Here is a 19,158-nt window from a genome sequence, read left to right on the forward strand (position 1 = left end):
CCAATGCGCAGGATACTTCCATCTCCGGCGACCGCCGGCCCTGCGACTGCGAGCCGCCGAACTTACCAGATAGATACGGGGTGCGCTACCCCGCCCTATGCCTGCTATTGACAGCGGCGCGGGCGGCACGTTCGCTGGTATGTACAGGTGGAATCACCAGTTTAGACCCAATTGAGAGAAGGCCCATGGCTCAGCCACACAGTGCGCGCAGTCGCGCCATCGAACCCTTCCACGTCATGGCCTTGCTGGCCCGTGCCAACGAACTGCAAGCCGCCGGCCACGACGTGATCCATCTGGAAATCGGCGAGCCGGACTTCACCACCGCCGCGCCGATCGTAGCCGCCGGCCAGGCGGCCTTGGCCGCAGGGCATACCCGCTACACCGCCGCCCGTGGCCTGCCGCAGTTGCGCGAGGCGATTGCCGGCTTCTATGGCCAGCGCTACGGCGTAGACCTTGACCCCGAACGCGTACTCATCACCCCGGGTGGCTCGGGCGCCTTGCTGCTGGCCAGCAGCCTGCTGGTGGACCCTGGCAAGCACTGGCTGCTGGCCGACCCCGGTTACCCGTGCAACCGCCACTTCCTGCGTCTGGTCGAAGGCGGCGCGCAGTTGGTGCCGGTCGGCCCGGAGGTGAACTACCAACTGACCGCCGACCTGGTCGAGCGCTACTGGGACAAGGACACCGTCGGTGCGCTGGTGGCTTCGCCGGCCAACCCGACCGGCACGGTGCTCGACCGTGACCAGTTGGCCTGCCTGTCCAGGGCGACCCGCGAGCGCCACGGCCACCTGGTGGTGGACGAGATCTATCACGGCCTCACCTATGGCATGGATGCGCCGAGCGTGCTGGAAGTGGACGATGAGGCCTTCGTCCTGAACAGCTTTTCCAAATATTTCGGCATGACCGGCTGGCGTCTTGGCTGGCTGGTGGCACCGCCGTCGGCGGTGGCTGACCTGGAAAAGCTGGCACAGAACCTCTATATCAGCGCCCCGAGCATGGCCCAGCATGCCGCATTGGCGTGCTTCGAGCCGCAGACACTGGCGATTCTCGAGGAGCGCCGCGCCGAGTTCGCGCGCCGTCGTGACTACCTATTGCCGGCGCTGCGCGAGCTGGGCTTCGGTATTGCCGTCGAGCCCCAGGGCGCCTTCTATCTGTATGCCGACATCAGTGCCTTCGGTGGCGATGCCTTCGCCTTCTGCCGGCACTTCCTCGAAACCGAACACCTGGCCTTCACGCCGGGCCTGGACTTTGGTCGCCACCAAGCTGGCCACCATGTGCGCTTCGCTTACACCCAGAGCCTGCCGCGCCTGGAAGAGGCGGTGCAGCGCATTGCCCGGGGCCTGCGGAGCTGGCAAGGCTGATGGCGCTTTTCCCCGAACTGGAAGAGGCGCGCCTGCTGCGCCGCTACAAGCGCTTCCTGGCCGATATCGAGCTGGCCAGTGGCGAGCAGATGACCATCCACTGCCCCAACACCGGCTCGATGCTCAATTGCATGAGTGAAGGCGGGCGGGTCTGGTTCAGCCGCTCCAACGACCCGAAGCGCAAGCTGCCCGGCACCTGGGAAATCAGCGAAACGCCCCAGGGCCGGCTGGCCTGCGTCAACACCGGGCGGGCCAACGCGCTGGTCGAAGAAGCACTGCGTGCCGGCACCATCACTGAACTGGCCGATTTCACCGTGCTCAAGCGCGAGGTGGCCTACGGTGAGGAACGCAGCCGCATCGACTTCTATTTGGAGTATGCCGACGGCAGCAAGGTCTACGTCGAGGTCAAGAGCGTGACCCTCGGTTACCCGGACACCCCGGTGGCGGCCTTCCCCGATGCCGTGACCCAGCGCGGTGCCAAGCACCTGCGCGAACTGGCGGGGTTGGCGCGCCAGGGTGTTCGCGCGGTGCAGTTGTATTGTGTGAACCTCACCGGCATCGAGGCCGTGCGCCCGGCAGAGGAAATCGACGCCGCCTACGCCCAGGCTCTGCGCGCGGCGGTGGCGGATGGGGTAGAAGTGCTGGCCTACGGCACCCGGCTGGATGCACAGCAGATCGTGGTCGACCGGCCGTTGCCGGTGCTGTTCACTCGGTAAGCCAGATGCCCTGGCTGTCTTCCAGGCAGTCCAGGGCTTCCAACCACTCGCCCGCGCACGGGCCGGCCACGCATTCGCCACTCTCGATCAAAAACTGTGCGCCATGATGGGCGCACTGGATCAGGCTGGCGCTGTCGTCGAGGAAGCTGTCTGGCGTCCAGTTGAGGGTAATGCCGCGATGGGGGCAGCGGTTGCGGTAGATGAACACCTGGCCATGGCGACGTACGCCTAGAAGTGGCACGCCGGCTACGCTGAAGGCGCGGCTTTGGCCTTCGCAGAGGTCGGTGGAGGCGCAGAGAAAATGCATGATGGGGTGTGTTTTCAGTTAAGCCGTGTGACAAGGGATGGCTTGACGCTTCAATGCGAATAATTATCAAATTGCCCGCATTCGCCGCGCCAGGCTGCCTATGGTGCGCAGTTCCACCGCCCGCCACAAGGCGCGCGGCCCGCCTTCAAGCAAAGGAATTCGATGATGCGCCGTCCCGCTGCCCTGATCGCCCTGTGTGCCGGTCTGCTTTTATCTACCTCGACGCTGGCGGGCGAACTGCCGCAGCGCTGGGTCAGTGCCGGTGGCGCGCTGAGCGAATGGATCAGCGCGCTGGGAGGGGAGCAGCGGCTGGTCGGCGTGGACACCACCAGCCAGCACCCCGAGTCGCTCAAGGCATTGCCCAGCATCGGCTATCAGCGCCAGCTATCGGCCGAAGGCATCCTGAGCCTGCGCCCGGATGTGCTGGTGGGGACCGAGGAAATGGGCCCGCCGCCGGTGCTGGCGCAGATCCGCAAGGCCGGCGTGCGGGTCGAGCTGTTCTCCAGCAAGGCCGAGCTGGCCGCGGTGGACGAGAACCTCAAGCACCTCGGCGCATTGCTGGGCAGCGAGCAGCAGGCGGCAACGCTGGCCGGTGACTACCACCGCCAGTTGCAAGGGCTGCAAGACAAGATCAAGCAGGCCCAGGCCAGCCAGAAAGCACCGGGCGTGCTGCTGCTGGTCGGGCACGCCGGGGCCAAGCCGCTGATTGCGGGGCTGGGTACTTCCGGCGACTGGCTGCTGCGTCAGGCTGGGGCGCGCAACCTGGCCGACCATCAGGGCTACAAGAATTTCTCGGTGGAGGCCCTGGCCGCACTGGACCCGGACGTGGTGGTGTTCTCCGATCGCGCTCTGGCAGGCGAGGCCGCCCTGCAGGCGCTGATCAAGGAAAACCCGGCCCTGGCCGGCTCGCGTGCGGTGCGCGACAAGCGCCTGCTGTCGCTCGACCCGACGCTGCTGGTCGGTGGCCTCGGCCCGCGCCTGCCCGCTACCCTGCGTGAGCTGGCCGCCAGCTTCTACCCGGCCGTCAAGGCCAGCTTCACCCCATGAGGCAGCGGGTCCAGCCACGCACGCTGTTCACTGGCCTTGCGCTGATGTGCCTGCTGGCGGTCTGGCTGTCGCTGGCGCTGGGGCCAGTCAGCCTGCCGCTGTTCGATACCCTGCGCGCAGGCTTGCGCCTGATCGGCGTGCCTATCAGCGGTGAAGGGCTCGAGCAGGCCGAGATGATCCTCGGTCAGATCCGCCTGCCGCGCACCTTGCTGGGGCTGGCGGTGGGTGGCGTGCTGGCGCTGTCGGGGGTGGCCATGCAGGGGCTGTTCCGCAACCCGCTGGCCGATCCTGGGCTGGTGGGGGTCGCCAGCGGTGCCGCCCTGGGGGCGGCGGTAGCGATCGTGGGCGGCAGCTGGCTGGGCGGCATAGCCGAGTGGTTCGCGCCGTATCTGCTGTCGTTGTGCGCCTTCATCGGTGGCCTGGGGGTGACGGCGATGGTCTATCGCCTTGGCCGGCGTGACGGCCAGACCAACGTGGCGACCATGCTGCTGGCCGGTATCGCCATGACCGCCCTGGGCGGCTCGGCGGTCGGGCTGTTCACCTATCTGGCCGATGACGCGACCTTGCGCACCCTGACGTTCTGGAACCTCGGCAGCCTCAACGGCGCCAGCTATGAGCGCCTGTGGCCGCTGCTGCTGGTGGCGGTGGCCGTGGCGCTGTGGTTGCCGCGGCGGGCACAGGCGCTCAATGCCTTGCTGCTGGGCGAGTCGGAGGCCCGCCACCTCGGTGTCGAAGTGGAAGCGCTGAAACGTGAGTTGGTGTTCTGCACCGCGCTGGGTGTCGGCGCGGCGGTGGCGGCGGCCGGCCTGATCGGTTTCATCGGCCTGGTGGTGCCGCACCTGGTGCGCCTGCTGGCGGGGCCGGATCACCGTGTGTTGTTGCCGGCGTCGCTGCTGGCCGGTGGCACCCTGCTGCTGTTCGCCGACCTGATCGCGCGCCTGGCGCTGGCGCCGGCAGAGCTGCCGATCGGCATCGTCACGGCCTTCATCGGGGCACCGTTCTTCCTGTTCTTGCTGGTCAAGGGGCGCAACTGATGCTCGATGTCGAAGGCCTGTCGCTCAAGCGCGGCAGCAGCGAGGTGCTGCACGATATCCATCTGCAATTGCAGCCGGGGCAGATCCTCGGCGTGCTGGGCCCCAACGGTGCCGGCAAGAGCAGCCTGCTTGGCGCCTTGTGCGGTGAGCTGGCGCCCAGTGCCGGGCGGGTACGCCTGGACGGGCGGGGGCTTGAGGACTGGCCCGGGCAGGAGCGGGCACGGCGGCTGGCGGTGTTGCCGCAGGTGTCCAGCTTGGGCTTCGGCTTCAGTGTCGAAGAGGTGGTCGGCCTGGGCCGCCTGCCCCACGCCAGTGGTCGGCAGCGCGATCGGGAGATCGTCGACGCGGCATTGCAGGCGGCGGATGCCGGGCACCTGGGCGAGCGCAGCTACCTGGCGCTCTCCGGGGGGGAGCGCCAGCGCGTGCACCTGGCCCGGGTGCTGGCCCAGCTGTGGCCGGGCGAGGCCGGCACCACGCTGCTGCTCGACGAGCCCACGTCCATGCTCGACCCGCTGCACCAGCACACCACGCTGCAGGCGGTACGCCGTTTTGCCGACCGTGGTGCAGCGGTGCTGGTGATCCTGCATGACCTGAACCTGGCGGCCCGCTACTGTGACCATATCCTGTTGCTGGAGCAGGGACGTTGCCACGCCCTGGATACACCAGAGGCGGTACTGACCCCAGTGGCGCTCAAGGCGGTGTTCGGCATCGATGTGCTGGTGCAGGCGCATCCGGAGCGGGGCCATCCGTTGATCATCACTCGCTAGGAGCTTCCGTCATGCGTCACCTCTTGTCGGTCTGCCTGGTAATGGCATTGGCGGGGTGCCAGGCCAGCCTGCCACCACTGCCGGCCTGGCAAAGCAGCGAGGGCCGTGACAGCGCGCAGCTGGGCCAGATCCGCGATCTGGCCAGCGGCCGGTTGATCAGCCCGGACCAACTGGTCGAGCAACTCGCCAATGCACCTCGGGTGCTGGTCGGCGAGCAGCACGACAACCCCGACCACCATGCGCTGCAGCTTTGGTTGCTGCGCGCCCTGCAGAGCCGCCGCCCGCAAGGCAGCCTGCTGCTGGAAATGCTCCAGCCCGAACAGCAGCCGCTGGTCGATGCCTTGCAGCACGGCGGGCCACTGCCTGAGGACCTGCCCAAGGCCCTGGCCTGGCCGGATGGCTGGGACTGGACGTTTTACGGACCGATCGTGAGGGAAGCCCTGGCGCAACCTTATCCGCTGCTGTCCGCCAATTTGTCCCCCGGCGAGATTCGCCAGGCTTATCGCCAGCCAGCAAGCCCGCCGGGCGCGCGCAGCAATGCGGCGAATGTGTTGCAGGCATTGCGCGAACAGGTCCGTGCCGGGCATTGCAACCTGCTGCCGGATAGCCAGCTGCCGGCAATGCTCGCCGTCCAGCAGCAGCGCGACCGGCGCATTGCCGAACGTCTGCTGAGCGCGCCGCAACCTGCGCTGTTGTTCGCCGGCAGCTATCACGCACGCAAGGACCTGGGCGTGCCCCTGCACCTGGCCGACCTGGGGGCCAAAGGCGACAGCAAGGTGTTGCTGCTGGCGCAGGTGGGGGAGACGGTCGAGCCGGGCATGGCGGATTTCGTCTGGTACACCGCGGCGCTGCCCGAGCAGGATTATTGCGCCCAGCTGCGCAAAGGGCAGTAAATCGCAGGCAAAAAAAGACCCGGCAAAGTGCCGGGTCAATAACCGTGATTAGCCTGATGAGGAGATAATCTGAGAGTCCGAACCAGGGGCTTTCAGGTTACCCAACCAGTCTCGCGACCAGTTGTGATAATCATAACGATTCTCATTACCGAGTCAATGGCTTTCAGCAAATTATTTTTCCATCTTCTGTGCAGGGCTCTTCGCGTCGAGTTGCTGGTTGAGCGCCTCTTTGCGTTCAACCGGCAGATCGTTCCAGTGCATGTCCAACAAGGCGCCTTCTATGGCGTACAACAACACCTTGGAAGCCCGGAAACCTCGCGTTCTTACGGCTTGATAGGCACCCACCGCGCCCAGGCGACGGAGGTCCGATGCACTGTGGATACCGACGGCGTGCAGCCATTGCGCGGAGGTCTTGCCAAGATTTTTCAGGTGCTGCAATTCATCGTTCATCGAGCCTCCTTGCGATGGCTGAACGGGTCTTGGGGATAAATCGCGAGCAGGTCAGAGAGGAGTGTAGCGGGGGTTGGAAAATGCGCGGCCTTTTGCCATCGGGGCCCGACCGGTTGCCGCCCCGGGGGGCGGGGCGGCGCCTGGCCGAGGCTCAGCGCGTGGTTCGATAGCGCAGGCGCGTACCGAATTTGAGCGACATGAGGATCTCGTCAGCGCTCAGTTCGCTGGGGAAGTAAGTGCCGGAGATCTGCGCATGGGCGATGCTTGCGCCTTCGAGGCCGGTTTCCCGCAGGTCCAGTCCGCGCAGGTCGGCGGCGCGAAAGTAAGCATCGGTGAAGTCGATGCCGCGTACGTCGAGGTTGCGCAGGTCCAGGCCACGAAAATCGCCGCCGCGAAAATCGATGGGGGCGTCCGTTGGCTTTTCGCGGTTGAAGGTCGCGATCTTCTCGTCGCGGACCAGGGCGTACAGGACATTGTCCAGCTGCCGGGGTTGGTTCATGGCGGCGCCTCCTCGTGGGGTGTGATGATATTGTAATGACATCACTGAGGGGGCGCCGGACTTCAGGCGTGAACTGTCGACTGCTTCACGCCTGGAGGGTCAAAGGCCTGGCAGGTGCTGGCGGATCTGCTCGATCAGCTGGTCCATGCTGGCGCTTTCCTGGGTGTCGACGCGCTTGCTGTGCTTCTGTTCTTCGGTATCGAGCGGTTCGCGGCTGGCTTGCTGCGCCTTGACGACTTCGAGGGTGGCATCCGAAGGGTCCAGGTTATCGGCCTGGCGTTGCGCCAGCCAGCTCTCGATGACGGCCTCGGGGGCCTGGCAGTCGAGAATCAGGAAGGGAGCGCCGGTCTCGCTGGCGACCTGTGCCGCGGCCTTGCGCTGGTCGTGCTTGAGGTAAGTGGCGTCCAGCACTACCGGGAAGCCGGCACGCAGGATGATTTCTGCGAGCGTATGCAGGCGCTGGTAGGTCGCGGCGCTGGACTGCTGGTCATAGATCCCTGCCTGCAACTGGCCGGCTTGCGCCTGCTGCTGCTCGCCGAACAGGCGCTTGCGTTCGACATCGGAGCGCACGCGCACCGCGCCCAGCGCTTCGACCAGACGCATGGCCACATGGCTTTTGCCTACCGCCGAAACACCGTGGGTGATCGCCAGCAGGCGCGACGGGATGGCGCTGTAGCTTTCCGCCAGGTTGGCGTAGTTGCGGTAGGTGCGCAGTGTGGTGGCGCGCTGCACGCCATCGGCGTCGGCCGGCATGCTGAACAGCGCGACCTTGGCCCGTACCAGGGCACGGTAGGCCTTGTAGAAGTTCAGCAGCTCCAGGCCCTGGTAGTCGCCGGTCAGCTCCAGGTACTGGCTGATGAAGCGTCGCGACAGGCACTTGAGACCGCGGTCTTCGAGGTCCATGGCGAGGAAGCTGACATCGGCGTAGACATCGGTCAGGCGGAACGGCTCGTTGAACTCGATGCAGTCGAAGATCACCACCTTGCCGTCGATCAGGGTGGCGTTGCCCAGGTGGATGTCACCGTGGCATTCGCGGATGAAACCGTCGGCCTTGCGCGCCTCGAGCAGGCCGTGCAGGCGTTTGAAGCTGTCCTGGGCCCAGGCTTGCAGGTTGTCGAGCTGCTGCAGGTCGGCCTTGTCGCTGAGGAACGGGCGAATCTGCTCGAAATTCTGCTCCACCGGGGCCATGACGGCTTCAGGCGTACCCAGCGGGTGCTCGACGGCGACTTTCGGGGCCTGCAGGTGGAACTCGGCAATCTGCCGGGCCATCTGGTCGATGTGGCCGGCGTTCAGCTCACCGTTGGCCTGCAGGGTGCTGAGCATCTGGCCCTGGGGGAACTGGCGCATTTTCAGCGCGTACTCGATCGGCGTGCCTGCGCCGCCCAGTTGCGGGGCTTCGGCGCTGCCGGTAATCGGTAGCACTTCCAGGTACAGGCCGTCGGTCAGGCGCTGGTTCAGGCGCAGTTCTTCGTTGCAGAAATGCCCACGCTGATCCAGGCCGGTGAAGTCGAGGAAGCCGAAGTTCATGGGCTTCTTGATCTTGTAGGCGAATTCACCGGTGAGCAGGACCCAGGAAATGTGCGTTTCAATGAGCTGGAAGCCCTCGACGGGGTGCGGATAAAGTGCAGGGTTCTGCAGCGCGCTGATCAGGGCTTGGCTCACAAGTGATCCTTTCGGGGTAAGGGAATTCGAAGGCGCCATTATGGTCAATGGTGACGTCCCTGCAAACCGCCTGTGGGCGCCTGCCTCCCTTTCTGAAAGTGCGTATACTCCGCCGCCATGACACGTACCCGAAATTCCCGCCCCCCTAAAAAACCACCGACCAGCCGTGCGCGCACCTGGTTGGGCTGGGCACTCAAGCTCAGCCTGGTCGGCCTTGTCCTGATCGCCGGCTTTGCGGTCTACCTCGATGCGACTGTGCAGGAGAAGTTTTCCGGCAAGCGCTGGACCATCCCGGCCAAGGTGTACGCTCGGCCGCTGGAGCTGTTCGTCGGCCAGAAGCTGAGCAAGAACGACTTCCTCACCGAGCTCGATGCCCTGGGCTACCGTCGCGAGAGTGCAGCCAATGGCCCCGGCGCGGCGTCGGTAAATGGCAACAACGTCGACCTCAATACCCGCGGCTTCCAGTTCTATGAAGGCATGGAACCGGCGCAGTTCGTGCGTGTGCGTTTCTCCGGTGACTACGTTGCGGGGCTCAGCGGTGCCAACGGCGGCAAGCTCGACGTGGTGCGCCTGGAGCCGCTGATGATCGGCGGTATCTACCCGAAGAATCTTGAAGACCGCATCCTGATCAAGATCGACCAGCTACCGCCATACCTGCTGGAGACCCTGATCGCCACGGAAGACCGCGATTTCTACAGCCACTTCGGCGTATCGCCCAAGTCCATCGCCCGGGCCATCTGGGTGAACACCTCCGCGGGCGCCATGCGCCAGGGCGGCAGTACCCTGACCCAGCAGTTGGTGAAGAACTTCTTCCTCACCAACGAGCGCAGCCTCAGCCGCAAGCTGACCGAGGCCATGATGGCCGTGCTGCTGGAGATGCACTACGACAAGCGCGAGATCCTCGAGGCGTACCTGAACGAAGTGTTCATCGGCCAGGACGGCCAGCGCGCGGTGCATGGTTTCGGTCTGGCCAGCCAGTTCTTCTTCAGCCAGCCGCTGCAGGAGCTCAAGCTGCACCAGATCGCCTTGCTGGTGGGCATGGTCAAGGGGCCGTCCTACTACAACCCGCGCCGTTACCCCGAGCGCGCCCTGCAGCGCCGCAACCTGGTGCTCGACCTGCTGGCCGAGCAGGGCGTGGCCAGCCAGGACGTGATCGATGCGGCGAAGAAGATGCCGCTGGGCGTGACCAAGCGCGGCAGCCTGGCCGACAGCTCGTTCCCGGCGTTCCTCGACCTGGTCAAGCGCCAGCTGCGCCAGGACTACCGCGACGAAGACTTGACCGAAGAAGGGTTGCGCATCTTCACCAGTTTCGACCCGATCCTGCAGATGAAGGCCGAAACCGCCATGAGCGAGACGTTCAAGCGCTTGGCCGGACGCAAGGGCGCCGACGAGGTGGAGTCGGCGATGGTCGTCACCAACCCGGAAACCGGCGAGGTGCAGGCGCTGATCGGTAGCCGTCAGTCGGGCTTTGCCGGCTTCAACCGTGCCATCGACGCGGTGCGGCCGATCGGCTCGCTGGTCAAGCCGGCGGTCTACCTCACCGCCCTTGAGCAGCCGAGCAAGTACAGCCTGACCACCCGGGTACAGGACGAGCCGTTCTCGGTCAAAGGCGCCGACGGCCAGGTGTGGCGCCCGCAGAACTACGATCGCCGTCCGCATGGCACCATCTACCTGTACCAGGGCCTGGCCAACTCCTACAACCTGTCGACCGCCAAGCTTGGCCTGGAAGTGGGCGTGCCGAACGTGATCAAGACCATCGGCCGCCTGGGGGTGCAGGTCGACTGGCCGGCGTTCCCGTCGATGCTGCTGGGCGCTGGCGGCATGTCGCCGATGCAGGTGGCGACCATGTACCAGACCATCGCCAACGGTGGCTTCAATACACCGATGCGCGGCATTCGCAGCGTGCTCACCGCCGAAGGCGAGCCGCTCAAGCGCTACCCGTTCCAGATCCAGCAAACCTTCGACCCCGGTTCCATTTATCTGGTGCAGAACGCCATGCAGCGGGTAATGCGTGAAGGTACCGGGCGTTCGGTGTATAGCGTGCTGCCCAGTTCGCTGACGCTGGCGGGCAAGACCGGCACCAGTAACGACTCGCGCGACAGTTGGTTCTCGGGCTTCAGCCAGGACCTGCTGGCCGTGGTCTGGCTGGGCCGCGACGACAACGGCAAGACGCCGTTCACCGGCGCCACCGGCGCGCTGCAGGTGTGGACCAGCTTTATGAAGAAGGCCGACCCGCTGCCGCTGGACATGCCGCAACCGGACAACGTGGTGCAGGCCTGGATCGACCCTTACAGCGGCCAGGGTTCCGACGGTAGCTGTCCGGGAGCGGTGCAGATGCCGTATATTCGCGGCAGCGAACCGCCCGCTGGCGCCACCTGTGGTGGCGAACAGAACCCGGCCGAGCAGGTCATGGACTGGGTCAAGGGGTGGATGAATTGAGCACGAGCTTTTGAAGAGGGTGTGAAGTGAAGAAGTGGTGGATTCCTGCCTTGACCGCGGTAGCCGTGCTGCAAGGCTGCTCCAGCGTCCAGCGTGGCAACATCCCGGTGGTGGATTCGAGCACCCGGGTTTCCAACAGTGAGCGGGTCCAGGCCACGCGCAATTCGGCCTACCCGACCAGTGGCGGCAGCAGCCAGGCGCAGTCGTTGCCCGAAGAAGGCGGCGTCACCGTGATGATCCCGCAAGGGACCGGCGGCGCGCCGATCAGCACCGGGCCAATTACGCCGGGCCCGGTCAGCAGTGGCCCGATCACCCCGGGCCCGGTCAGCACCGGCCCCATCACCACCAACCCCAACCCGGTGGCCGATGAGCCGTTCGACATCGCCTCGATGAGCAACCCCTCGGTGGCCACTCAAGCGCCGACCGGCATCCCGCGCGCCAACAGCGGTGGCCTGTCCGCCGACGAGCAACTCGATGGTCCGGTGCTGGCGCTGCTGACCACTGCTCAGCAGCAGCAGGGCAGCGGTGACTTCAACGGCGCCGCTTCGAGCCTGGAGCGTGCCCAGCGCATCGCCCCGCGCGAGCCGCAGGTGCTGTTCCGCCTGGCCCAGGTGCGCCTGTCGCAAGGCGACGCGGCGCAATCCGAGCAACTGGCCCGTCGCGCGCTGACCTACGCCAACGGCCGCCCCGACCTTCAGGCCCAGCTGTGGAACACCATCGCCCAGGCCCGCGAGAAGCAAGGCGACAGCGCCGGTGCCGCACTGGCGCGGCAGAAGGCGCGGGTCAACCTGTGATGGAGCAGCGCATTCTCGATATCGCCGACCATCTGCTGCTGATCGAGCAAGAGCTCAAGGTCCAGGGCTGGTGGAGCGCTGATACGCCGAGCGAAGAGATGCTGGCCAGCACGGTGCCGTTCGCGGTGGACAGCATGAGCTTCGAGCAGTGGCTGCAGTGGATCTTCCTGCCACGCATGAAGCTGATCCTGGAGCATGGGCTCGCGTTGCCGAATGCATCGGGCATCCTGGTGATGGCCGAGACGGTGTTTGTCGATTGCCCGGAACAAAGCCGCACGCTACGGCGCCTGTTGGCAGAATTCGATCAATTGATCGCGCCTTCCGCCTGATTTCTTCTCTTTTTCCTTTAAGGGCCGCAGATTGTGGCCCTTTTTTATGGAAATCTTTATTGTTCTGCTGCTGCTCGCCTTTTTAGTGGTGCTGGCGATTCATCTTGCGGAAAAATTGGCAATAATTTTTCTTGACTTGTTGGCGCCAAATCACAAGAATCCAGATTCCGCTGTAGAGGGACTGCCAGAAGCAGACCCGCTAAGCAGATCATGAGGCGCACACCCGCGCCGACTTGTAACACCCCGCAACGCGTTACCTCGCGCTGGGTGGGAAAGCCCGCAACACACCAGGGCATTCCCAATACTTGCTCAGTCAGTGCTGACGTTCGCTCATGCTCTGCTTGGCAGTAAACCTATTAAGACCCGTCCAGTGAGGACGGTATTCTGGCGTTTTAGAGGTGAACAACGTGGAGCTTTTATCTGGCGCTGAGATGGTCGTCCGCTTCTTGCGTGACGAGGGCGTTAAGCACATCTACGGGTACCCTGGCGGTGCTCTCCTTCATGTTTACGATGCTCTGTTCAAGGAACCGGAAGTCCAGCACATCCTGGTCCGTCACGAACAGGCTGCCACCCATATGGCGGACGGTTACGCCCGTGCCACCGGCAAGGCCGGCGTGGTACTGGTGACTTCCGGCCCAGGCGCGACCAATGCCATCACCGGCATTGCCACCGCCTACATGGATTCCATTCCGATGGTCATCCTGTCTGGCCAGGTGCCCAGCACCATGGTCGGCACCGATGCCTTCCAGGAAACCGACATGATCGGTATTTCCCGGCCGATCGTGAAGCACAGCTTCATGGTCAAGCATGCTTCGGAAATCCCGGAAGTCCTGAAAAAAGCTTTCTATCTTGCGCAATCCGGCCGTCCCGGCCCGGTCGTGGTCGACATTCCAAAAGATATGACCAACCCGGCTGAGAAGTTCGAGTACATCTACCCGAAAAAGGTCAAGCTGCGTTCGTATAGCCCGGCTGTACGTGGTCACTCCGGCCAGATCCGCAAGGCAGCCGAAATGCTCCTGGCGGCCAAGCGCCCGATCGTCTACTCCGGCGGCGGCGTCATCCTCGGCGGCGGCTCCGAAGCCCTCACCGAAATCGCCAAGTCGCTGAACCTGCCGGTCACCAACACCCTCATGGGCCTCGGTGGCTTCCCGGGTACCGACCGCCAGTTCGTCGGCATGCTCGGCATGCACGGCAGCTACACCGCCAACCTGGCGATGCACAATGCCGATGTGATCTTCGCTGTCGGCGTGCGTTTCGACGACCGTGTGGTCAACGGCCCGGCCAAGTTCTGCCCGAACGCCAAGATCATCCACATCGACATCGACCCGGCGTCGATCTCGAAGATGATCAAGGCCGACGTGCCGATCGTCGGCCCGGTCGAAAGCGTGCTCAACGAAATGCTCGGCATCCTCAAGGAAATCGGCGAGCAGCCTGACAAGGCGGCGCTGGATGCCTGGTGGAAGCAGATCGACGAATGGCGTGGCGACGGTGGCCTGTTCCCTTACGACAAGGGCGACGGCAACGTCATCAAGCCGCAACAGGTCATCGAGACGCTGTGCGAAGTGACCAAGGGCGATGCCTTCGTCACCTCCGACGTGGGCCAGCACCAGATGTTCGCGGCGCAGTACTACCGCTTCAACAAACCCAACCGCTGGATCAACTCCGGTGGCCTGGGCACCATGGGCTTCGGTTTCCCGGCGGCCATGGGCATCAAGCTCAACTTCCCGGACCATGACGTGGCCTGCGTCACTGGTGAAGGCAGCATCCAGATGAACATCCAGGAGCTGTCCACCTGCATGCAGTACGGCCTGCCGGTGAAGATCGTCAACATGAACAACGGTGTGTTGGGCATGGTCCGCCAGTGGCAGGACATGGCCTACAACGGCCGCCACTCGCACTCCTATGTCGAGTCGCTGCCTGATTTCGTCAAGCTGGCCGAGGCCTATGGTCATGTGGGTATCCGCATCACCAGCCTGAAGGACCTCAAGCCGAAGCTGGAAGAAGCGTTTGCCATGAAGGACCGCCTGGTCTTCATCGACATCGCGATCGACCGTACCGAGCACGTCTATCCGATGCAGATCAAGGATGGCTCGATGCGTGACATGTGGCTGAGCAAGACGGAGCGTACCTGATATGCGGCACATCATTTCCCTGCTGCTGGAAAACGAACCCGGTGCCTTGTCTCGCGTGGTCGGCCTGTTCTCCCAGCGCAACTACAACATCGAAAGCCTGACCGTGGCGCCGACCGAAGACCCGACCCTGTCGCGTCTGACGTTGACCACCGTCGGCCATGATGAAGTGATCGAACAGATCACCAAGAACCTGAACAAGCTGGTCGAAGTGGTCAAGCTGGTCGACCTGTCGGAAAGCGCTCACATCGAGCGCGAACTGATGTTGGTCAAGGTCAAGGCCACCGGTGCCCAGCGTGCCGAGATCAAGCGCACCACGGATATCTTCCGTGGCCAGATCGTCGATGTGACCGCCAGCGTGTACACCGTGCAGCTGAGCGGCACCAGCGACAAACTGGACAGCTTCATCCAGGCCATCGGCACCGCATCGATTCTCGAAACCGTGCGCAGTGGCGTCACCGGCATTGCCCGTGGCGACAAAGTGCTCAGCATCTAACTTCAAAAATTAGCGATGGCTCCGCAGGGGCCGAGATATAACCAGGGGTATTTCATGAAAGTTTTCTACGATAAAGACTGCGACCTTTCCATCATCCAGGGCAAGAAAGTCGCCATCATCGGTTACGGCTCCCAGGGCCACGCTCAGGCGTGCAACCTGAAGGACTCCGGTGTAGACGTCACCGTCGGTCTGCGTAAAGGCTCGGCCACCGTTGCCAAGGCAGAAGCCCACGGCCTGAAAGTAGCCGACGTGGCCACCGCCGTCGCTGCAGCCGACCTGGTCATGATCCTCACCCCGGACGAGTTCCAGGGCCAGCTGTACAAGAACGAGATCGAGCCGAACATCAAGAAAGGCGCCACCCTGGCCTTCTCCCACGGCTTCTCGATCCACTACAACCAGGTCGTTCCGCGTGCCGACCTCGACGTGATCATGATCGCGCCGAAGGCCCCGGGCCACACCGTGCGCTCCGAGTTCGTCAAAGGCGGCGGCATCCCTGACCTGATCGCTATCTACCAGGACGCTTCGGGCAATGCCAAGAACGTCGCCCTGTCCTACGCCGCTGGCGTCGGTGGCGGCCGTACCGGCATCATCGAAACCACCTTCAAGGACGAGACTGAAACCGACCTGTTCGGCGAGCAGGCTGTTCTGTGCGGCGGTACCGTCGAGCTGGTCAAAGCCGGTTTCGAAACCTTGGTCGAAGCGGGCTACGCCCCGGAAATGGCCTACTTCGAGTGCTTGCACGAGCTGAAGCTGATCGTTGACCTCATGTACGAAGGCGGCATCGCCAACATGAACTACTCGATCTCCAACAACGCCGAGTACGGTGAGTACGTCACCGGCCCTGAAGTCATCAACGAAGAATCCCGCAAGGCCATGCGCAACGCTCTGAAGCGCATCCAGGACGGCGAATACGCGAAGATGTTCATCAGCGAAGGTGCCACCAACTACCCATCGATGACCGCCAAGCGCCGTAACAACGCCGCCCACGGCATCGAAATCATCGGCGAGCAACTGCGTTCGATGATGCCGTGGATCTCGGCCAACAAGATCGTCGACAAGAGCAAGAACTAAGTCTTGCTTGGCTAAATGAAAAACGCGGCTTCGGCCGCGTTTTTTCGTTTGCGCGGCCGGCTTCTGGTATAAAGCGACCAGTGGCTCGCCGTCAGAACCCATTTCGCGAGCCCGTGTCGAACATATTCCACCCCAGTTGCAAGGTACTTTTCATGAGCGAACGTCCCGAAGAGCCGAACAAGCCCTCCGACGCCGAAAGCCTGCTACCGATCGATGAGCATGTCGAAGAAGGGCATGACGCCGAAGGCCGCAAGGTCCGTCACCGCGGCATCTACCTGCTGCCCAACCTGTTCACCACCGCCAACCTGTTTGCCGGTTTCTATTCCATCATCAGTTCGATGAGCGCGCAGAGCGCCCTGAGTGCTGGTGATCCGCGCGAAGCGAGCAAGTATTTCGCCTTCGCCGCCATCGCGATCTTCGTCGCCATGGTGCTCGACGGCCTCGATGGCCGTGTGGCGCGTATGACCAATACCCAGAGCGCCTTCGGTGCCGAGTACGACTCGCTGTCGGACATGGTCGCCTTTGGTGTGGCGCCGGCCTTGTTGGCCTTCGGCTGGGCACTGGGTGACATGGGCAAGGTCGGCTGGATGGTCGCCTTCATCTATGTGGCCGGTGCTGCACTGCGCCTGGCACGCTTCAACACCCAGGTTGGTACCGCCGACAAGCGCTACTTCATCGGCTTGGCCAGCCCGGCCGCGGCTGGCGTTGTGGCCGGCACTGTGTGGGCGTTCAGCGATTTCGGTATCCAGGGTTCCAAGCTGTCGTTCCTGGTGGCATTGCTGGTGGCTGCTGCCGGCATGCTGATGGTCAGCAACATCAAGTACAACAGCTTCAAGGAGCTGGATCTCAAGGGTCGTGTGCCCTTTGTTGCGATCCTGGCTGTGGTGTTGGTGTTCGCTGTGGTGTTCAGCGACCCGCCCCGCATCCTGCTGCTGATCTTCCTCGCTTATGCGGTTTCCGGCCCGCTGCAGTACCTGCTGCGCGGTCGTCGTAAAACCTCATGAAGATTTAATCGTGGAATAACCTGCCGGCTCCATAGTCTTACGGGTACATCAGTTGCCCGTACTGTGGAGCCGTCATGCTCATCAAACTCCCCCGATCATCCGACTGCACGTCGGCACAGATCACCCCTGAACACATCTACCTTTCCCGTCGCAGCATGCTGGGTGGCGCCTTGGCAGGCATGGCCCTGGGCGCTTTGCCGCGTCTGGGGGTGGCCGCAGAGCCATCGCGTTATGCCGATGCCGTAGCCGGAGCGGCGCCTGCGTGGTTCACCGAAAAGCTGGGGGCCACGCGCTGGCAGGCCGTCACCGTTAAGGATGAGGCCATCACACCATTCAAGGACGCCACTCACTACAACAACTTCTATGAGTTCGGGCCTGACAAGGGCGACCCTGCGGCCAATGCGGGCAGCCTGAAGACTGAGCCCTGGAGCCTGGTGGTCGATGGTGAGGTGGCAAAGCCCGGGCGCTATGCGCTGGAAGACTTCGTGAAGCCCTATCAGCTCGAGGAACGCATTTATCGGCTGCGTTGCGTAGAGGCCTGGTCGATGGTCATTCCGTGGTTGGGCTTTCCGCTTGCGCAAGTGCTCAAGCAGGTCGAGCCTACTTCCAGGGCGCGCTATGTCCGTTTCGAAACGCTGCAGGACCCCAAGAGCATGCCTGGGCAGCGCTCCGGCTTTGCCCTGATCCACTGGCCTTATGTAGAAGGGCTGCGCCTGGATGAGGCGATGAACCCGTTGGCGATCCTGGCGGTGGGCATGTATGGCCGGGAGTTGGCTAACCAGAACGGTGCGCCACTGCGTCTGGTGGTGCCCTGGAAGTATGGCTTCAAGAGCATCAAGTCGATTGTGCGCATCAGCCTGGTGGCGGAGCAACCGCAGACCACCTGGCAAGGGCTGGCGCCGGATGAATATGGTTTCTATGCCAACGTCAACCCGACGGTCGATCACCCGCGCTGGACCCAGGCCCGCGAGCGGCGTTTGCCCAGCGGTCTGTTCAGCCCCAATGTGCGGGAGACGCAGATGTTCAATGGTTATGCTGATGAGGTGGCGTCGTTGTACGCCGGGCTCGATCTGCGGAAGAACTATTGATGCGTTATCCCTGGTTGCGATTGGCGATCTTTGTGCTCGGCAGCCTGTTTCCTGCCTGGTGGCTGTATCAGGCGGCGATGGGGCAGCTCGATCCAGATCCGGGCAAGATCCTGGTGGACCGGCTCGGGCTGGGGGCGCTGGTCTTTCTATTGATTACCTTGAGCATGACGCCGCTGCAGAAATTGACAGGGTGGTCGGGCTGGATCGTGGTGCGCCGGCAGCTGGGGTTGTGGTGCTTTGCTTATATAGTGCTGCACATGACTTCTTATATGGTTTTCATCCTGGGCCTGGATTGGGGACAGCTGGGGCTTGAGCTGCGCAAGCGGCCGTACATCATCGTCGGTGCGTTGGGTTTCCTTGGATTGCTGGCGTTGGCGGTCACTTCCAATCGCTACAGTCAGCGAAGACTAGGGGCGCGTTGGAAGAAGCTGCACAAGCTGGTGTATGTGATTCTTGGGTTGGGGTTGCTGCATTTTTTGTGGATCGTGCGCTCAGATCTGAAGGAGTGGGCCATTTATGCAGGGGTAGGGGTATTGCTGATGGTGCTGCGAATTCCAGCGGTGGCGAAGCGAGTGCCCAGGTTTGCGGGAGGGCGCAAGAGGACCGTCTGAACGCGGGCTGAATATCTTGCCGTTCTTACACGCTCACTCTCCTATATTCCTGTTTCTTGAAATTAAAGGTTGACGGGGTTTCAGATCCCCTTATAATGCGCCCCACTTCCAGCGACAACGGAACGCAAAACTCCTTGAAATTCAATGAGTTAAGCGATTCGAAAGCTCCGGAAGCGTTTCGGTCTCACGATCGGCAGCGGTGAAAAAGGTGGTTGACAGCAAGTTGTAACGCTGTATGATTCGCCTCCCGCTACGAGAGATCGCAGCGAGTTAAGCGGTTGAAGCYAAACGAGTTTCTCGGAAAAAANCTTCAAAATAAACGCTTGACAGCAAATGAGGAAAGCGTAGAATGCGCGCCTCGGTTGAGACGAAAAGMTCTTAACCAAACGCTCTTTAACAAATTGAATCAAGCAATTCGTGTGGGTGCTTGTGAGTATGGACTGATAGTCAACAAGATTATCAGC

20 protein-coding genes are annotated in these 19,158 nt (G+C 63.1%); 16 read left to right on the forward strand and 4 right to left on the reverse strand.

The features are described from left to right. The first annotated feature begins 185 nt into the window (after nt 1–185). Both RTH46_RS24835 and sfsA read left to right on the forward strand, forming a co-directional pair. Complete coding sequence (locus RTH46_RS24835) at nt 186–1,358, forward strand: pyridoxal phosphate-dependent aminotransferase (protein ID WP_316906866.1); 1,173 nt, start codon at nt 186–188, stop codon at nt 1,356–1,358. Continuing rightward, a complete protein-coding gene (gene sfsA, locus RTH46_RS24840; RefSeq protein ID WP_316906867.1) occupies nt 1,358–2,074 on the forward strand; it encodes a DNA/RNA nuclease SfsA in 717 nt (238 codons plus the stop codon). The genes RTH46_RS24835 and sfsA overlap by 1 nt, the downstream gene beginning before the upstream one ends. Here the strand turns inward: sfsA and RTH46_RS24845 are convergent. Continuing rightward, a complete protein-coding gene (locus tag RTH46_RS24845) occupies nt 2,064–2,381 on the reverse strand; it encodes a Rieske (2Fe-2S) protein (protein WP_153784927.1) in 318 nt (105 codons plus the stop codon). The genes sfsA and RTH46_RS24845 overlap by 11 nt on opposite strands. A gap of 162 nt (nt 2,382–2,543) precedes the next feature. Between RTH46_RS24845 and RTH46_RS24850 the strand changes: the two genes are divergently transcribed. Genes RTH46_RS24850 through RTH46_RS24865 form a run of 4 tightly spaced genes read left to right on the forward strand, consistent with a single transcriptional unit; the run spans nt 2,544 to nt 6,122 of the window. Further along, nucleotides 2,544–3,428 carry a hemin ABC transporter substrate-binding protein gene (locus RTH46_RS24850; protein ID WP_153784926.1) on the forward strand — a complete coding sequence of 295 codons (885 nt, stop codon included), beginning with the start codon at nt 2,544–2,546 and terminating at the stop codon, nt 3,426–3,428. 50 nt (nt 3,429–3,478) lie between these two features. Next, nucleotides 3,479–4,462: a FecCD family ABC transporter permease gene (locus RTH46_RS24855; protein ID WP_178125731.1), complete on the forward strand. Its 984-nt coding sequence runs from the start codon at nt 3,479–3,481 to the stop codon at nt 4,460–4,462. Continuing rightward, complete coding sequence (locus RTH46_RS24860) at nt 4,462–5,229, forward strand: heme ABC transporter ATP-binding protein (RefSeq protein ID WP_153784924.1); 768 nt, start codon at nt 4,462–4,464, stop codon at nt 5,227–5,229. The genes RTH46_RS24855 and RTH46_RS24860 overlap by 1 nt, the downstream gene beginning before the upstream one ends. Before the next feature lie 11 nt (nt 5,230–5,240). Then, nucleotides 5,241–6,122 (forward strand): ChaN family lipoprotein, encoded by an 882-nt coding sequence (locus RTH46_RS24865; protein ID WP_316906868.1) that lies wholly within the window; start codon nt 5,241–5,243, stop codon nt 6,120–6,122. Between the two features lie 171 nt (nt 6,123–6,293). On the opposite strand, the gene RTH46_RS24870 is transcribed toward RTH46_RS24865, so the two are convergent. The 3 genes from RTH46_RS24870 to RTH46_RS24880 form a co-directional block, all read right to left on the reverse strand. Next, a complete protein-coding gene (locus tag RTH46_RS24870; protein WP_110995975.1) occupies nt 6,294–6,572 on the reverse strand; it encodes a TfoX/Sxy family protein in 279 nt (92 codons plus the stop codon). A 151-nt stretch (nt 6,573–6,723) separates the two neighbouring features. Further along, complete coding sequence (locus tag RTH46_RS24875) at nt 6,724–7,071, reverse strand: pentapeptide repeat-containing protein (protein ID WP_232884890.1); 348 nt, start codon at nt 7,069–7,071, stop codon at nt 6,724–6,726. A gap of 99 nt (nt 7,072–7,170) precedes the next feature. After that, nucleotides 7,171–8,733: an AAA family ATPase gene (locus RTH46_RS24880; RefSeq protein ID WP_316906869.1), complete on the reverse strand. Its 1,563-nt coding sequence runs from the start codon at nt 8,731–8,733 to the stop codon at nt 7,171–7,173. Nucleotides 8,734–8,850: 117 nt separating this feature from the next. Between RTH46_RS24880 and mrcB the strand changes: the two genes are divergently transcribed. The 10 genes from mrcB to msrQ all read left to right on the forward strand — a co-directional run bounded on the left by mrcB (nt 8,851) and on the right by msrQ (nt 18,694). Then, nucleotides 8,851–11,172 carry a penicillin-binding protein 1B gene (mrcB, locus tag RTH46_RS24885; protein WP_316906870.1) on the forward strand — a complete coding sequence of 774 codons (2,322 nt, stop codon included), beginning with the start codon at nt 8,851–8,853 and terminating at the stop codon, nt 11,170–11,172. A gap of 26 nt (nt 11,173–11,198) precedes the next feature. Then, complete coding sequence (locus RTH46_RS24890; RefSeq protein WP_316906871.1) at nt 11,199–11,966, forward strand: tetratricopeptide repeat protein; 768 nt, start codon at nt 11,199–11,201, stop codon at nt 11,964–11,966. Next, nucleotides 11,963–12,295 (forward strand): YqcC family protein, encoded by a 333-nt coding sequence (locus tag RTH46_RS24895; protein ID WP_316906872.1) that lies wholly within the window; start codon nt 11,963–11,965, stop codon nt 12,293–12,295. Before RTH46_RS24890 ends, RTH46_RS24895 begins: the two co-directional genes overlap by 4 nt. Before the next feature lie 46 nt (nt 12,296–12,341). After that, nucleotides 12,342–12,509 (forward strand): hypothetical protein, encoded by a 168-nt coding sequence (locus tag RTH46_RS24900; RefSeq protein ID WP_153784918.1) that lies wholly within the window; start codon nt 12,342–12,344, stop codon nt 12,507–12,509. Nucleotides 12,510–12,702: 193 nt separating this feature from the next. Next, on the forward strand, nt 12,703–14,427 hold the full coding sequence (locus RTH46_RS24905; protein ID WP_153784917.1) for an acetolactate synthase 3 large subunit: 1,725 nt from the start codon (nt 12,703–12,705) through the stop codon (nt 14,425–14,427). 1 nt (nt 14,428) lies between these two features. After that, entirely contained in the window at nt 14,429–14,920 is a 492-nt protein-coding gene (gene ilvN / locus RTH46_RS24910; protein WP_003250040.1) for an acetolactate synthase small subunit, read from the forward strand. Between the two features lie 54 nt (nt 14,921–14,974). After that, entirely contained in the window at nt 14,975–15,991 is a 1,017-nt protein-coding gene (gene ilvC / locus RTH46_RS24915) for a ketol-acid reductoisomerase (protein WP_125462571.1), read from the forward strand. A gap of 152 nt (nt 15,992–16,143) precedes the next feature. Further along, nucleotides 16,144–16,995, forward strand: a complete 852-nt coding sequence (gene pssA / locus RTH46_RS24920) for a CDP-diacylglycerol--serine O-phosphatidyltransferase (protein ID WP_110995968.1) — start codon at nt 16,144–16,146, stop codon at nt 16,993–16,995. Nucleotides 16,996–17,069: 74 nt separating this feature from the next. Further along, the gene (msrP, locus tag RTH46_RS24925) at nt 17,070–18,083 is read left to right on the forward strand and encodes a protein-methionine-sulfoxide reductase catalytic subunit MsrP (protein ID WP_279847532.1); all 1,014 of its coding nucleotides are present in this window, start codon (nt 17,070–17,072) and stop codon (nt 18,081–18,083) included. Then, a complete protein-coding gene (msrQ, locus tag RTH46_RS24930; RefSeq protein WP_316906873.1) occupies nt 18,083–18,694 on the forward strand; it encodes a protein-methionine-sulfoxide reductase heme-binding subunit MsrQ in 612 nt (203 codons plus the stop codon). The genes msrP and msrQ overlap by 1 nt, the downstream gene beginning before the upstream one ends. Nucleotides 18,695–19,158: the final 464 nt, after the last annotated feature.

This window comes from Pseudomonas sp. zfem004, from assembly GCF_032621715.1.
Taxonomy (GTDB): domain Bacteria; phylum Pseudomonadota; class Gammaproteobacteria; order Pseudomonadales; family Pseudomonadaceae; genus Aquipseudomonas; species Aquipseudomonas sichuanensis.

Coding starts and splice junctions, on each gene's coding strand:
- ilvN (WP_003250040.1), top strand. CDS start 14,429: ATGCGGCACATCATTTCCCTGCTGCTGGAAAACGAACCCGGTGCCTTG.
- RTH46_RS24900 (WP_153784918.1), top strand. CDS start 12,342: ATGGAAATCTTTATTGTTCTGCTGCTGCTCGCCTTTTTAGTGGTGCTG.
- mrcB (WP_316906870.1), top strand. CDS start 8,851: ATGACACGTACCCGAAATTCCCGCCCCCCTAAAAAACCACCGACCAGC.
- msrP (WP_279847532.1), top strand. CDS start 17,070: ATGCTCATCAAACTCCCCCGATCATCCGACTGCACGTCGGCACAGATC.
- sfsA (WP_316906867.1), top strand. CDS start 1,358: ATGGCGCTTTTCCCCGAACTGGAAGAGGCGCGCCTGCTGCGCCGCTAC.
- RTH46_RS24860 (WP_153784924.1), top strand. CDS start 4,462: ATGCTCGATGTCGAAGGCCTGTCGCTCAAGCGCGGCAGCAGCGAGGTG.
- RTH46_RS24850 (WP_153784926.1), top strand. CDS start 2,544: ATGATGCGCCGTCCCGCTGCCCTGATCGCCCTGTGTGCCGGTCTGCTT.
- RTH46_RS24835 (WP_316906866.1), top strand. CDS start 186: ATGGCTCAGCCACACAGTGCGCGCAGTCGCGCCATCGAACCCTTCCAC.
- msrQ (WP_316906873.1), top strand. CDS start 18,083: ATGCGTTATCCCTGGTTGCGATTGGCGATCTTTGTGCTCGGCAGCCTG.
- pssA (WP_110995968.1), top strand. CDS start 16,144: ATGAGCGAACGTCCCGAAGAGCCGAACAAGCCCTCCGACGCCGAAAGC.
- RTH46_RS24875 (WP_232884890.1), bottom strand. CDS start 7,071: ATGAACCAACCCCGGCAGCTGGACAATGTCCTGTACGCCCTGGTCCGC.
- RTH46_RS24865 (WP_316906868.1), top strand. CDS start 5,241: ATGCGTCACCTCTTGTCGGTCTGCCTGGTAATGGCATTGGCGGGGTGC.
- RTH46_RS24870 (WP_110995975.1), bottom strand. CDS start 6,572: ATGAACGATGAATTGCAGCACCTGAAAAATCTTGGCAAGACCTCCGCG.
- RTH46_RS24845 (WP_153784927.1), bottom strand. CDS start 2,381: ATGCATTTTCTCTGCGCCTCCACCGACCTCTGCGAAGGCCAAAGCCGC.
- ilvC (WP_125462571.1), top strand. CDS start 14,975: ATGAAAGTTTTCTACGATAAAGACTGCGACCTTTCCATCATCCAGGGC.